Genomic DNA, 14,462 nt, shown 5'->3' with positions numbered 1-14,462 from the left:
CTTTAAGAGCAATGCGACACACGCTTACGAATTACTGCTGCGTTCAAACAGGGAAGTTGTCAGCAACCCTTCCTTTGAAAATGCCGATAATAGGCCAGTTTTGACCGATTTCGATTGTAGCGCAGATGTCTACAATCTATCTCAAAGCCTCACTTTTACAAACAAGGCGCCTATAGTAACGCCTCAGATACGAGCTGCGACAGGCTTGGATCTGCTTCTGCCGAGCGATAGCTCTCCGTCCATCGCGGCCTCCAGTTTTTACACGTAGCGCTGGTAAGCCCAGGTAAAGCGAATAGCTTCGAGGGTTTTCTCAGACTGATATCCATCAATTCGCACGAGACTGGCGTTGACCCCCTGCGGGGCCAAAGCAATGAAATAGTTTCCGCCGGATCCTCCGGTGCCGATCTCCCGACCAAGGTTTGTGCGAAAAATCAGTTGATCGACGGCGCCCCCCGCACCGCCAAAAACTCCGATGATGGCTTCACCCTCTTCGAAGTTCCAGTGATGGGATTTACCACTGCTCGGACTGCCGTGTATTGGCCCGGGCTGTCCGCCGTAGATCATCTGAATAGAATCGATGATACTACCGCTCCGCAAGACGACACCCGTAACCGGCGAACTTGGGTCATCCTTGAAAGGTGTTTGGGACGGATCATTGTCCGAGATGAGAAAGCTTTGTACCTGGTGATATTCGCGGGTCGGAACCTTTGTATTCTCAACGCAAAGATATTTCCACAATCGAACGGGACTCAGGAGGGCATCTAGTTGAATTTTGTATTCGTTTCCAACGTATGATTGACGTTGTAATAGCTGCTCCTCGGCAAATGCCAGTGAAGGGTATTTCCCAGATTTGTAATTGGCCGGAGGGTCGATGACATAGTAACTCCCTCCTTCATCCGATATTTCAATCTGCCCTATACGCCAAACCAACGCGTCTTTCGCCCCAGAATTTGCCAGTGCAGTTAGCTGTGTGATGTTTTCAGAAACTATGTTCTTATGTTCTTCTGCTATTTTGTCTTTTTCTAAGTAAATTTCTTCGTAAAACAGGGCTTGTTCCCTAAGCAAAACGATGAGAATTGTACTCATGGGGATCATGTAGATTAATGTACTCGATGGGTCATCTGGATCTACAAAATATGGCTGATCCGCGCGGACTTCTGTTAGAAGGGACGAAAACAGGCTTCCCTTTTGACTAGTTCCGTACTCGGCTTGATTGTAGGAGATCAAGACTCGGTAGATTCCGTTAAGCGTGCTGTGCAAGTAATCGGCCTTAGCCTGTTCGATCAGACTGCTCAATAACGCGTCGATATAGAGCTTGATGCTGTCCCATACCTGCATCGGTTCTTGGGGACTGGGCCATAGTGCGCCGACGAGCCACTCCAGCGCCGTGCCAACTTGGGGCACGGTACCGGCGATCCCCGCTATTAAGGACTCCAAGGATTCGCTTGCATTCTGTTCCTCAAGACTGAGCAGGGTTTGGACATTCTGCCCGTTAGGGGTGCTGGCGATCCAGTCGTTTGGTCGAGTGTCGAATACTCTCAGGCTCTGTGGTGTCGACATCGCGAATCCGGCTGAAAAATTTTGTATCAAAGAGTTGGGTCCAAGACTGATCGGTGAACCGCCGAAGTCCCTATCGGAATAAAGCCTGACCCAGGTTGATGGTCCCGTAGTGAGTGACCACGGTACATTTGTCCCACCCCACAAGGAAAAGCGATCGGCAGTGCCGGGACCGTTGACTCGAGTTGGATAATCGCTGCAGAATCGAGGGGAGCCATAAAAGCGGACCCAACATTCGCCTGGGGCATCTATGTCGGTTACAGGCCAGGTGATCGGTCGCTGACTAAAGAGGCGAAAGCTGTTCGTATTGCCTCCCATGTTGTAGTCATCGAGGTTTGGATAGCTGGAGTTCGGCGGGACCCGTAAGACGTTTCCGTCATAGTTCTTTTTAATGTACAGTTCCAACCAGCCGGTCGCTCCGGTCTTTAGTGAGTCAACGTTATCGTCTAGTTCTCTGTCGCGCCCGTCAGGATTTACGAGTTCGTATTCCGACATGTTAGGTACATCTATTGCTTTATCAAATCGGCGCGTCCCCTTTTTGTAGTCATCGCTTTCCCAAAACTGGACCCAACAATCGGAATTTGTCATTTATCCCTCCATTGATAACACCTGAACACAAATTGCCACTCGCCTTAGCTTTTCTGCAATGCAGCCAGTGTTGCAGTATGCCAATCTCAGCGATGCTGTATTTCTCAGAAGTTCATCGTAAAATCGGCCTTGAAACCATGCTCTCGGGTGTCGTTTGCAATCTGCCCCGAATAGGACACACCAAGCTTGGCATTGGGCGAAACCGCAAGATCGATACCAGCCTCCAAAATGGCAGCATCCTTGGCGATCGGCACACCGGCGATTACGAACGTTTCGCCGCCAGCAAAAGCGTTTGCCGCGAATGGCGTCGTATCGCCGAAAGCATGACGCCAGCCCAGCATTCCACGCACTGATGCGTTCATCGTTGCTAATGCGAAGCTGGACGAAGTACGCAAACCGATCGTCGTAAATGTTGCGTCGATGTCGGAACTTTGGCTTGTCAGTGCCGCGGCACCACCCTTTTCCGCGAAGCTATCCGTATGCAGGTTCACATAGGCAAGACCCGCGACCGGCTCGAAATCGAAACTGCCCTGTTCGATCTTATAACCGAGTTCGCCAAAGATTTGTGTGGTGCCAGCGTCATAATCGGCAAGCAATCGGTCGGCAAAACCGGTGAAGGAAACGGATCGGGCGGTTTCAATCCTATGCCAGGTGTAGGCGGCACCAGTTCTGAGACCCAAAGCGCCCCATTGCGCGCCGCCATAAATGCCGAGATGATAATTGTTACTGGATCCAGCCGATACGCGCTCGTCGACGTCAAAGGACGAATGACCATAGCCGGCAAGGGCGCCAATACGCCAATTGCCGATCGGCGCATCGCCGCCGATAAGAAACCCACCCGTATCATGGCCGAGAGAAGCTGCATTGCCGTCTCCGTCGATTTCACCCCATAAGCCGAAGCCATGAGCCCACAGGGCAAAACGATCGACATTGCTCGAAGCAAGAGCAAAAGCACTTGCATTTTTGCCCTCTCCTGCCGTTGCTTCTCCTTCGGGGCGATAGACAAAAACCGGCAGCGACTTGGACGCGGGACCTTCAAAGGCAGCGCGGATGCGTGCCGTGGCTGCCTCACGCGGGAAGCGGCTGTCCTCCAGCATAGCACCCTTTACGGAAGCATGAAACTCGCCGGAGAGCTGATCAAAGGCAGCGCGCGCTGTCTCGCCGTCCGGCAGGCCGGCAATGGTATGATAAACTGGGTTACCGAGCCCCAGGCTCTCTGCGCCGTTACCGGTTGCACACTGGTTGCCGGTCGCGGCAACATCGCAGAAAGAGACAGCGTTGCGCGTAACGTCCAGATAGACAGCAGTGGGATCATAGGTGATCGTCAGGTCGACAAAGGGCGCATTCTGGTCGAGCACGTCATAGGTGCCAGTCACCTCGGCAGCGGTCAGAACGGTATAGCGTGTTCCCGCATCATACCCCCCCGGCGCCTTCAGGGCGAAGAGAGTGCCTCCCTCGATTTTTGCTGCGCCGCTAACATCTATCAGGTCTGACTTCCCGCTCGGATCGATTTCTACCTCATAGCTGGAACCGGCGAGCTGCGTATAGTCGCCATTGACTGTGAGTGTGCCGATCGAATTGCCCGGCGCAATTGTACCGGACAGGATCGTCGTGCCGACCGTTCCCGTACCCTGAAGACGTCCGTTGGCTAGCACATCAAGGGTACCGTTGAGTGTACCGTTCACAGCAAGCACGCCGGAAGCGAGGGTTGTCGTGCCGGTAAAAGCAGCAGAGTCGCCGGAGAGCACCAGCCCGGCTGCACCACTCTTGACCAAATTACCCGAGCCCGAGACGATACCTGCATAGGTGGCATTGACGCTCTGATCAAAGATGAGGCCACTACCTGCGTCGATCGAGACATTGCCACCAAACCGATCGGCCGCGCTGTTCAGAAGGCCTTTCTCGATCTTCCAATCCAGCGAGCTGTGCCCGCCAAGCAGCAGTGTGCCGTCACCATCCTTCACCATATCGCCCGATCCGCCAATATTGCCGGCAAAGGCGGCATTGTCGGCTTGGCTGAATATAACGGTTCCATCACTCTTGATATTGCCACGGATCGAGCTGACATCGCCAATAAGGGTGCCACTTTCGACGAGGGTATTTCCCGTATAGCTGTTGAGGCCTGTGAGCGTCAGCGTGGCGTTTCCCGTCTTGGTGATACTGCCGGTGCCAGAAATTGGCCCGCTCACAGCAAGATCGTCGTTGGTCTGGAAGGTTCCTCCCCCCGCCCCGAGGGTGACGGTTCTCCCTGTCTGGAATGCAGCCGTGTTTTGTATCGTCCCGCCATCAAGGGCTAGACCACCAGCCGCATTGCCAAGATTGACGTCCGATGAAACCGAGAGGGTGCCCCCATTGATCGCCGTCCCACCCGTATAGCTGTTGCTACCGGACAGGATGAGCGTTCCTGAATCATATTTCACCAGCCCGCCGCTTCCCGCGATTGCCGCTGAAATCGTGGTCCGGACGCCCGCATCGGTGCGGATGACCGTCTCTGCCATATTTGTGGTAAGCGTGCCGCCACCGATCTCATAGCCATCTGTCATGAATTGCATGCCGGTGAAGAAGATATCACCGGCGGTGTTGTCCACTCGCACCGTGCCTGCCATGCCAGCGAAGATCGCGAAATTCTGGTTCCAGGAGCCACTCAGGGAACCATCCATATTCGCCCAGCTGCGGTCGGACGCATTCCACACACCATCGAAGTGCGACCCAATCCTCGAAGCGGCTTGCAAATGAAGCCGGCTCGGAACGAAGGGCTTCGAGGCGGATGCGCCGGAAGATCTCGAACTCATCAGGGAAAATCCGCCTGATCAATATTTCCGTTGTATCCATGGACAACTCCAATAAATGAAGGTTTCTTTTGGTACAGGTCAGCGACGGTGTTCGAGAGTCCTCCAGTCGCATTCGCGCCGGAACCCATGAGAACTATGCCCATTGCCACTCCGGAGAAGCAGGATGAATTGCACGCCGGCGGATATGCGTGGACAATTCTGCCCAAAGGGAATCACCGGTAAAACTGGCAAGGTTTCCGCAGGCCCCTTCAAGCGGTCTGCCGCCATGTCTTGCAGCCACCTCCAACGCATCGCCGCTTTCCTCGATCTCCAGAAATGGACAGCCGTCCTTTGGCCGCAAGACGCGATGTCCCCACATGCCCGGACGCTCGTCAGCACGCATTGCGTCAAGCAGATCGCGATCATCTGAAGCCGCGAGTGCGTTGGCAACAAGATAGCGCATGAGGGGATAATATATGACCTGCCGGCAGCCGCCGAGGACACGAACCCCGGGAAGAATGGACGTCACTAGAAACGTCACCAGGAGATTGGGCACCAGTTTGCGTTGGCGCAATGAGATTGCAATGCTTTCGGGTTCAAACCTTATCTTCAAGCTCGTATCGGATCCGCCCGAGAGGAATCCGTCGTTCAAACGCAGGGGATATATCCTGCCGCCCTCCAGGCCCCAGAAAAAATCCGTTGTTTGACGCACCCATCCCGCCCATGGTCCTGCATTGAGCTGTCTCGACGCGCCTAGTATGTTTTTCGCGAAGAGACCGGCGCCGGCAAAACTGGCCGACAGCCAGGATGCTTTATCCTCAAAATGTTCCGCCACGAGGTCAGCAACGTCGATATCGTCGAATTGCAGCAATCCGAGGGATGCAGGAAATGATCTGCGCCACAGAATCTGATTGGCAGCTTTGATCGCCTCGGCTGCTGACGGAAAGTCCCGGTCCGGCAAAATAACTTTGAGCTTAGCGACAGCAGCATTTGCTGGCTCACCCTTTTGCCCGGACAGGGTAAATCGATAGCGCCCGTTGAAGCCGCAAATACTGAAAGGATCCATCCGGCTTCGCGACAGACCGAAAACATTTACCGCCTCGCTGCCGAGCGAAAGCCATCCGGGGCCTTTTTTGGATTTTTCTACGAACTTCACCGTCGAAGAACTGTAGCAGATATGCCATGAGCAATGGTGGGCCACCAGGCCGAGTGCGCTGAACAGGTGCGTATAGAAGGCATCCGTCTCGATCAGCAAATGACAGTGAGGACCGCTTTGTATGATCGGCAAAGCCGCAATTTGCCCACTTGCACGCTCTGCATCGGCTAGACTGGCTCCTGACCTTGTCGCAATGCGCGCGACAAACTTTTGCAGCCTGATCATTGCCTCGTCGCGAACTTGACATTGGCCGCGGGCACCTTTGTCATAAACTGCACAGGCATAATCCTTGAGCGAACGCCTCCAGAACCCGTCAAGATCGGGCAGAAGAAAAGACAATGCTCTTCTGACCTCCTCCACAGCATTATCGCAACCCGAATCTCGCAGCTCTCTGCTCATTTGCATCTACTCTCGCTTGAGAAACTGCCGTTCACATTTCACCGCCGATCGGCCAGGGTGCGCGCCATGTCCAGTCCGAGGGTAACGGATCATTTTCATCATTTACGAGAATGCGCGGCAATTGTTCGTAGCAAAACTCTGACGGCAGCGCCGGCTTTACCATTGATGTGACGAAATCACGGACCGATCCCAGGCAATTGGAGGAGACGATGGTGTAGAAATTTCCACTGTTCCACGTGACGACGGCGTAGCGGAAATGCCGTTGAAGTGCCGATTGCGTTCGCTCGAGATCGACCTGGAGATCTTTCATCGTATCCAGAACAGCGCGCTTCTTTTCCGTTATCTGCTCCGTAGAAAAAAACCTCGACTTGAACTCCCTGTCTTTCTGACGTTCCCGCTCAAGATAGACCTGAAGGTTAGGGTGGTTCAGTTTCTGCACCTGCACCAGGACGCCGCCCCGCTTCACCCGAGGCGCTATGAAAGCTGTCTGGTTGTCCCGGTCCGGGCCATACATTTGAAAGGTCGTATCTTCCAGCAACACATCATATCCGTCCCTGAACGGTTCAAGCGTTTGATCTGTCTCGTAACGTTCATCGTCCAGTTGGAAGAATGGTCCATGGTAAAAGTGAGCATCGTCGCTGCCTCTTCGCGCAAAAAAACAGACCCGGTTTCCCTTTGTTGGACTGCAGTTGAGCGTTTTCAGACGCCCGTCCCCGAGCTTTGCCAATGCCCTTGCAAGTGTGCCGGCGCCTGCCCCCAGAGTATAGATCGTGGCCGGCCGGCCACTTCGCGCCCATACCTTCTGACCAAACAAGAGGATCGCCGCGCCCAGGCGGCATTCCTCTTCGAGGCGAAAGGGAATGCTTGCAAAATAATGGCTGTCGAAATGCCCCCACAAACGCCGATGCGTGTCCCAGAACAACATGCAGTCGAGATCGAACGAAAGCAGGTCCATCGCAGGCTCCGGCTTGCCCAGGTCCGGAGCCCCGTCCAGTCCGCTTGCGGTTCTTTCAAAGAAGGCGGCAAACGAATTGATGCGCGGAGCCCTCCGCCAGGCATCTATCGTCCTTGTGTCCACCATGGCGTAATCCTCGCTATCATGCCAAACGACAGGTGCTCCAGTCCAGGCTTTGGAAACCAGCCCGCTACAGGGGTTCCTGCGGCTATCCGTGGTCGGGTAGAACTGATGGATGAGGGGCGACGGCGCAACCTGTTGATTTCGACAGATTGACGAGCGGATTGCAGTTGGAAAAACACGCCTGAGGCATTGGGAGAGACCACATGCAGAGGCGGTCAGGTCCGGATTAGCTCAAGAAAGCTTGCCCTTCCGATAGCCTGATAGATCGTCGCGGCATTGAGTTTGCGTCTGGCGGATCCAAGATAAAGGCGCACGGCACTTTCCGAAATATGCAATCTGGGAGCAATGCGTTTGGGGACGAGACCTTGCGCCAGAAGTTGAAGACACTCCTGCTCGCGTCTGGAGAGCGTCCGGTAGTTGCTGCTTTCCCGCAGCTCCGTCAGGGAAAGCACTTTCTCGTGCAGGTAGTGGGACAGAATCTGGATGTTGTGATTGCTCGCGATACGCAATTGCCGCCATTCGAGCCTCGGCAGGTTGGATGTGGCGGAAAAGAGAGAGCGTTCGCCGCCCGGTCCTCTGATCGGGAGGGTAGCACCATGCCTTCCGATATTGAATGAATTAGCCTGAGCGAAAAAGTCCCGAATCCTCGAGGAGCGCCGGTCGAGTTTTGACCAATCGAGCATGAGAAAACCTGTGCGGCTGAGCTCGATCACCGGATCGATCTCGAAATAGTTGTTGCGCAGATAAAGGGAGGTCCATTCGTCTGGATAGGTCGTGCAACAGAAGGGGTAGCTGTCTGTCCGGTTTGCGGAGCGGACCACGAGGAAGGTCAGGTGAGCAAACCGGAAACGGTCCCTTATTTTGGCAAGGGCCAGATCCATATCCCTTTTGCTGCCCACTTTTTGCAACACTGCCAACGACCATGGCAACGGCGACGGTTGGTGATTTTCCATCATGTTCCTCTACAGTGCACTGAAATTGCAGGTTTCCATCCGGTCGAGGATCCGGCGCAGGCCATGAGATATTTCTTGTTGACGAATTGCGGTGCGCCGGAACCTGATCGGATGCACATCATTTGATGCCACCAATTGCGGAGAGATCGACACGTAATGCCGCCCTGTTCGGGTCGTCTTCGGCCTCGGTACCCGGGCGGGCCTCATGCTGCGGCCGCTCATTTTCATCCTCTTCCAGCGCCGCAGCCGTCTGTTCTTGTACCGGCACGACAGGCCCGTTGCCGCCCGGATCGGCCGCTCCAAAAACCGGATTCCCTTCGAAATAGCCGGTCTGCCATGCGATGATGGCATCCTCAAACGCCTCGTTCGCCGGAGCGCCGTACCATTTCAGGACGATGCGATAGACCTTGGCAAACAAAGCCGTCCCCATGCGGATATTCGCACAGCTGTCGACCAGGTCGGTTTCGATCTGGGCGGCCTCAACGATGCCGAGACCAGCCGGATATTGGGTAATTCCGACGCGCACAATATTGCGGGCGACGTTCCGGCGGATCAGTTCCACTGCCTCATCAGGAGTGGCGGGTTTTTCAACGAGAATGACGCGGTTTCCGGAGCGGACGGTCACGGCAAGCGGATCGGAAGAGCCCGCCCGCGCGATAAAATGTTGGACGAGCGAGGTTTCAAGCGACGGATCAGCACACTGCTGAATAAGGGCAGCGTCGAGCATTGCGATAATTCCTCCTTCTACATGTTGAATGCGGTGACGATGGGAATGGCGAACAGCCGCGCCCAGGCACTTGCACTGGTTCGCTGGATGGCAGCAATTGAGGTGCCAGAGGTCCACCAGACATTTCCGGTTGCCACAATAACATCGGGCACGTGCAGCATCGACTGTATGATGGGCCAGATGATGAGCTGCTCGTAGCAGATGAGAGGCGCTATTTTCCTGTTCTGGAGCTGCGCGACCGGATTGGCAAAGAAGTAAGCGCGGGCGCCGCCGGCCCGCCCCATCCAGCCAAGCCATGGCTGCCACATTGAAACCGGTACCGGCATGCGTTCGCGGTACACAATCTCTGCCTCATCATCCGAAACCGCGACCAGAACATTGTCGTAGCCTGCCTTATCGACGACGGCGGCACCTGCCATCACTGTGATTTTTGACCCGCGCAGCCCGTCCTGCCAGAGTCTTTGGACGGTCGGAGTCCAAAAGCCGAGTGCGCTCTCAGGCAACACGACAACGCGAGCGCCATGACCTGCTGCGACGCGAACCAATGCGATCAGCTCCAGGTGCTGGCCAAGCGCGATATCGCGGCCGAGCGATTTGCCCTGTCGCAGATCAATCCCCTGCCAGCCTTCGGTTTGATCTGCCGGTGTCCACGTCGCAGCGGACCAGAGCCAAAACCCTGCGAATACAAGAGCGGCGAGCGGCCACCCCCACCGAGTTGTCATGATGGCGAGGCCAGCTGTAGTGATCGTCAGGCCCCACCACCCCCAGCCTGGCAACACCATGCCCGCGGCAGTTACCGGATGAGCCCAGCCGGCAATCCCCAAGGGTGGTACGGCCATGAGTGTGGCCGCTATCAAATACCGCACCGCCCTTCCTCTTCCTGGATGCCTGGTCCACAGTGCAGCATGCACGGCAACAAAAGACAGCGAGGCTCCGATCCAGAGCAGAAATCCGGGCCACAGATCAGTGCCATAGAAATTGGCAACACCCTGCGGCAGGCCTCGGGTGGCTGCCAGAAAATATCCCGCCGACACGAGGGCCGCCATCCAGCGCGATCGCGCATGCGCCCAAAGCGCCGGGAAGAGGAGGACTGCCGGAAGCGCAAGCACATAGCCGCTCCAGCCACCCGTTCCGATGGTGATTGACAACGTAACAAGGATGGGGCCGTGCAGCCGATCAGGGATTATAGACAAGGACCGGCCGGGCAAGACCAAGCACGCCACTGACCGGAACCGGCCCGAAATATCGTGAATCATAGGAGCTCGCAAAGGGTGAGTGGAGGAAGATGAACCCGGGTGGAACGACACCGCCTGAAAAGGGACTGACCGGACGGCCATTGCCATCGCTTTTTCGCACGGCCGAACTGGTCACAGGAGTGCCATCAACAGTAACGTGCGTGTCGATCTTGATATGCTGGCCCGATGTTGCGACCACACTCTTGATCAGTGGCGCGTAGCCCCCGCGGCAAAGCCCGCGCCTGAGATAGCCGCGCTCGAGCGCCTTGTGGAACAATGCGCTCTCAGGCGGGCACACGAAGACCAGGTCGCCGTTCCTAGCTGGCCGGTTCAACAGGATGATACGCCACAATCCGAGTGGCTCGCTGGGGGTCAGGTTGAACCGGAATTCATAAAACCAGGCGGTGCCGACCGCCGCCAGGAAGCCGAGGGCGGTGCCGGTGACGATAACGATGGCGCTCGCCCGTCTCATTGCTTCAACACCGGCTGCTGTTGGGCTTGACGAAGGCTTTCGGTCATTTTCAGCGTTTCTGCGGTGCGCTCATGGGCGGCAAGCTGCCGGGCGGTGCGCATGAGCGGCCATGCTTTTACAAGCTTCTCGCGTTCTGCCGGAGCAAGCCCCTCCGCGGCCTTGTCGAAAAGGCTGCCTGAGGCATGGCGCGCTGCATTCATCAACAGGGTTTGCTCGCCGAACCGTTCCGCCACGGCCTTGCCGAAGATGTCGATCTCCGCCTTGATCGCGGGGTTGCTGATCGCATGGCCGAGGACTGCCGGCAGATCATTGCGGTCGATAGCGTCGCCAAGCCGTTCGAGCACAAGGTGCGCCGCCGGCGAGAGTGCCGGAATGTCGATCGAGGCGCGTTGGCGCAGCGCCTGTTCTTGCTTGCCTATCCGCTCCTGCGCCGCCTGGCGCAGATCAAGGTATTTTTCAATGCTGCGCTTGAGCGCCGGCACATTGGCTTCGGCAACGCGCCGCGCCTGTTTGTCCAGGCTTGAGGCAAACAGTCCGGTCTTGCCGGCAAGCCGCCCGATGGAGGCGGGAGCAGCGACAAGGCGCTCAAGCGTCTGCCTTGCAACCTTGTCGTTCGTCAGAACCGCATGAAAGTCCATTACTCGGAAAGCGATTTCGGGATCGGCAAAGACATAGCGGAAACGGTCAGACACATCGTCCCATTGTTTCCTGACGGCGGGATCAGCCAGAAGCTTCTGCTCCACTGTTTCCTCCAGGGCAGAAGGATTGAAGGGAATGCCGGCGAGCATGGGCCTGACCTCCTTTCTGGCAGGGGTATTGCTGATTTCAACAAGGCTGAGTTTTTCGCCGACACTGCGCAGACGCCGGGCAAGCCCGGCTACCTTGCGTGTCTGGCGCAGCGTCCATTCGAGGTGATCACGAAGCAAGGTGCGGGCAACACGGACAATCTGCAGGCCGCGATTGTCGGCAAAGCGCAGCGCCTGCCGGTAGAGCTCATGGCGTTCGTAGTCGAGCGTCGTCTCCTTGCCCGCACGACGCGAAAGGAGCGAGACCAGACCGCCGGCTTTTGCAAAGGAAAGCGTGCCGTAATAAAGTGCCATATCCTCGCGGTGGCGGGTCATCGCCACATAGGCGAGGTGACGGTCAAGCGAGAGCGAGGCCAGCACTTTGACGCGGTCGACGGTCAACCCTTGAGATTTGTGAATTGTCGTCGCGTAACCATGGTCGACCATGGTGTAGTGGCGCTGTTCGATCGTGACCTGGCGGCGCTCATTCCCATCTCCGACCTCGGCAACAATGCGGCCGGGTGCCGCCTCAACGACACGGGCGATCATGCCGTTCTTGACACCGAGCCCGCTGTCATTTTTCAGGAACACGATCTGGTCACCGATATCGAAGTGACGGACACCCTCCCCGGTCGCAAAGGCATGTCCTTTTCCAACAATCCTGCGCTCGACGAGCTTGTCGCGGGCGAGCTCGTTCAGCTTGCGCACATCACGGCGAAGATGGGCGAGGATCAAAGTGGTCTTTTCCGGATCATAGTCATTGTTCCAGTCGGCAATGAGCCGCGCCACGGCACCCTCTTTGAGACTTTCGCCAATGATGCGACCCTTGCCCTCATAGGCATGGACGGCTTCCGCCACATGGCCCCGGGCAAGCGCGAGCGAGGCCGTACGCATCCAGTCTTCATGTTGCCGATAAATGGTCTCGAGCTCCGCGTAACCAATGCGGTTGGCGATCGCCCTGAAGGGAGCACCGGCTTCAATCGGCTGGAGCTGTTCGGGATCGCCGACAAGCACGAGCTTTGCACCGGACCTGACCACCGCTTCAAGGAAGAGGGCCATTTGTTTCGACGCCACCATACCAGCCTCGTCAAGCACGAAGACGCTTCGTTCATCCAGCGCGCTGCGACCCTCGCGCCAGCGCAATTCCCATGAAGCCAAAGTCCGGCTTTTTATACCGGCTTCCTTCTCCAGCCCCTCGGCCGCCTTGCCGGCGAGCGCTCCGCCAACGACGCGGTAACCGGCGGCTTCCCAGGCTTCGCGGGCAGCCTTCATCATCGTGGTCTTGCCGGCACCGGCACGGCCAACCACAGCGGCAATCCGCGCACCGCCGGTGAGATGTTCGATCGCCGTTCTCTGCTCGGACGAGAGGCGATGATGGCGCGCCAAGACCGCTTGAAGATCCTGTGCCTGCACACCTTGGCTGTCCTGTTCGCTCAGCCACATCGCCCGCTTTGCCATTGCCGCTTCAAGCCGGATCAGCTGGCGCGTCGTATAGCGGGCGCGGATCCGCGCGCCGGTGGCAATGTCGATGGCATCGCGGTCGATGCGGAGCAATTCTGTGCTGTCAAGAATGGCCGCCATGACGTTGCGGAAGGTGACCGGATCGTCAATATAGCGGTGCAGGACCTTTGCAATGTCGCGCTCGTCAAAGACGCTCTTTTCATCGGAAAGAAGATCAACAACGATCTGTGGTCGCTTCATGATCCGGGCGGCGTTTTCTTTCCTTGATGCATCGTGAAGCTCGATCCTTTCGAGCGATGGCTGCCATCCCTGTGTTTGCGCCTTTCGCTGGATTGCCTTGGCCGCAACGCCGATATGAGTGGTCGGAACAAGCTCAATGCCCCGTTCGGCATAGGAGCGCCCGTCGACACGCAATTCGAAACCGCGCAGCGCCAGATGCTCGTTCTGCAGATCAAGCCAGCGACCTCGCTGCTGCAGGAACTCCTCCTTCTCGCCGGCCCACAGCCGGTACCGGATCTTTCCCTGTTTTGTGCGTACGGGCTGGCCATCCTCACCGATGACGGCAATCTTCTTGGCGCCGAAACCGTCCTTGTTCAAAGGTCTGAGCGTCGTCATCAGGTGCACGTGCGGATTGCCGGGATCGTCATGATAGACCCAGTCGGCAATCTGCCCGCGAGACAGGACCTGTTCGAACACGAACTGGCGCATCAGCGCAACGTTCTCGTCCTTCGACAGCTCCACCGGCAGCGCGATGATGAACTCCTTGGCGAACTGGGCATCCTCGCGCTTCTCGAAAGCTTCGACCCGGTTCCAGAAGGCTTCTGCAGCTGCGGCAACCGAACGATCAGCAACCAGCGCTCTTGCCCAATCAGGCGCACCGGGTGGCAGCAGAAACTCCTCATGGGCAAGATGGCGCTTGTTGGAATAATCGACCGTCCGCGCCTCTCTCTCATAGGTCATCTTCGCACAGTGACGATAGGCGGCCGACAGGAGCGCGCTGCGGCCGGAACTGCGGCCGATCAGCTGGGGTGTGAAATGGGTGATAGCCAAGGCAAACCTTCCGACGACAAAACAGGCATCATGTTCGTCCGGAAGCGGCTGACATCGGGCCATGTCAGCAAAGGGTCGCGACAGCGACGTATTACTGCGCCCTTGGACCGCTCCTTTGGAACGGAGGGGATGATCTACCAAAGTGCCGGCCTTGCCGACTGTAGAATAAACGGGGATGCGCGTTGCGCTTGTCTGCGCAATCCTTGCAAGCCGAGAGCGGCTTGTAACCC

The 14,462-nt window shown here is 56.9% G+C and carries 10 protein-coding genes and 1 pseudogene; 1 reads left to right on the top strand and 10 read right to left on the bottom strand.

Annotation, left to right across the window (positions count from 1 at the left end):
• Positions 1 to 268, top strand: a 268-nt coding sequence (locus tag AC6CHM_RS20415) for a hypothetical protein (protein ID WP_498174459.1), incomplete at its 5' end; no start/stop codon positions are given.
• On the opposite strand, the gene AC6CHM_RS20410 is transcribed toward AC6CHM_RS20415, so the two are convergent.
• The 10 genes and pseudogenes from AC6CHM_RS20410 to traA all read right to left on the bottom strand — a co-directional run bounded on the left by AC6CHM_RS20410 (position 259) and on the right by traA (position 14,232).
• Positions 259 to 2,145 (bottom strand): jacalin-like lectin, encoded by a 1,887-nt coding sequence (locus tag AC6CHM_RS20410; RefSeq protein WP_498174457.1) that lies wholly within the window; start codon positions 2,143 to 2,145, stop codon positions 259 to 261. The two genes, AC6CHM_RS20415 and AC6CHM_RS20410, sit on opposite strands and share 10 nt — an antisense overlap.
• A gap of 104 nt (positions 2,146 to 2,249) precedes the next feature.
• Positions 2,250 to 4,751 carry an autotransporter outer membrane beta-barrel domain-containing protein gene (locus AC6CHM_RS20405; RefSeq protein WP_498174455.1) on the bottom strand — a complete coding sequence of 834 codons (2,502 nt, stop codon included), beginning with the start codon at positions 4,749 to 4,751 and terminating at the stop codon, positions 2,250 to 2,252.
• A gap of 94 nt (positions 4,752 to 4,845) precedes the next feature.
• Positions 4,846 to 4,977 (bottom strand): annotated as a pseudogene (locus AC6CHM_RS20400) (GNAT family N-acetyltransferase); the annotation flags it as partial.
• Positions 4,978 to 5,070: 93 nt separating this feature from the next.
• The gene (locus AC6CHM_RS20395; RefSeq protein WP_498174453.1) at positions 5,071 to 6,471 is read right to left on the bottom strand and encodes a hypothetical protein; all 1,401 of its coding nucleotides are present in this window, start codon (positions 6,469 to 6,471) and stop codon (positions 5,071 to 5,073) included.
• Between the two features lie 31 nt (positions 6,472 to 6,502).
• Positions 6,503 to 7,552, bottom strand: coding sequence for a class I SAM-dependent methyltransferase (locus tag AC6CHM_RS20390; protein ID WP_498174451.1), 1,050 nt, complete (start codon positions 7,550 to 7,552; stop codon positions 6,503 to 6,505).
• A gap of 212 nt (positions 7,553 to 7,764) precedes the next feature.
• A complete protein-coding gene (locus tag AC6CHM_RS20385) occupies positions 7,765 to 8,430 on the bottom strand; it encodes a helix-turn-helix transcriptional regulator (RefSeq protein WP_498174449.1) in 666 nt (221 codons plus the stop codon).
• Between the two features lie 190 nt (positions 8,431 to 8,620).
• Positions 8,621 to 9,229, bottom strand: a complete 609-nt coding sequence (locus tag AC6CHM_RS20380; RefSeq protein WP_498174447.1) for a TraH family protein — start codon at positions 9,227 to 9,229, stop codon at positions 8,621 to 8,623.
• 17 nt (positions 9,230 to 9,246) lie between these two features.
• Positions 9,247 to 10,416, bottom strand: coding sequence for a conjugal transfer protein TraB (locus AC6CHM_RS20375; protein WP_498174483.1), 1,170 nt, complete (start codon positions 10,414 to 10,416; stop codon positions 9,247 to 9,249).
• Positions 10,406 to 10,936, bottom strand: a complete 531-nt coding sequence (traF, locus tag AC6CHM_RS20370) for a conjugative transfer signal peptidase TraF (RefSeq protein WP_498174445.1) — start codon at positions 10,934 to 10,936, stop codon at positions 10,406 to 10,408. Before traF ends, AC6CHM_RS20375 begins: the two co-directional genes overlap by 11 nt.
• The gene (gene traA / locus AC6CHM_RS20365) at positions 10,933 to 14,232 is read right to left on the bottom strand and encodes a Ti-type conjugative transfer relaxase TraA (RefSeq protein WP_498174443.1); all 3,300 of its coding nucleotides are present in this window, start codon (positions 14,230 to 14,232) and stop codon (positions 10,933 to 10,935) included. The genes traF and traA overlap by 4 nt, the downstream gene beginning before the upstream one ends.
• Positions 14,233 to 14,462 lie beyond the last annotated feature (230 nt).

Source organism: Phyllobacterium sp. GQ127 (assembly GCF_059758635.1).
This window is presented reverse-complemented; position numbering and strand designations above follow the sequence as displayed.

What these genes read in the sequence shown, in the direction of transcription:
- AC6CHM_RS20405 (WP_498174455.1), bottom strand. Translation starts at nt 4,751, where the DNA reads ATGGCAGGCACGGTGCGAGTGGACAACACCGCCGGTGATATCTTCTTC.
- traF (WP_498174445.1), bottom strand. Translation starts at nt 10,936, where the DNA reads ATGAGACGGGCGAGCGCCATCGTTATCGTCACCGGCACCGCCCTCGGC.
- AC6CHM_RS20390 (WP_498174451.1), bottom strand. Translation starts at nt 7,552, where the DNA reads ATGGTGGACACAAGGACGATAGATGCCTGGCGGAGGGCTCCGCGCATC.
- AC6CHM_RS20410 (WP_498174457.1), bottom strand. Translation starts at nt 2,145, where the DNA reads ATGACAAATTCCGATTGTTGGGTCCAGTTTTGGGAAAGCGATGACTAC.
- AC6CHM_RS20380 (WP_498174447.1), bottom strand. Translation starts at nt 9,229, where the DNA reads ATGCTCGACGCTGCCCTTATTCAGCAGTGTGCTGATCCGTCGCTTGAA.
- AC6CHM_RS20395 (WP_498174453.1), bottom strand. Translation starts at nt 6,471, where the DNA reads ATGAGCAGAGAGCTGCGAGATTCGGGTTGCGATAATGCTGTGGAGGAG.
- AC6CHM_RS20385 (WP_498174449.1), bottom strand. Translation starts at nt 8,430, where the DNA reads ATGGATCTGGCCCTTGCCAAAATAAGGGACCGTTTCCGGTTTGCTCAC.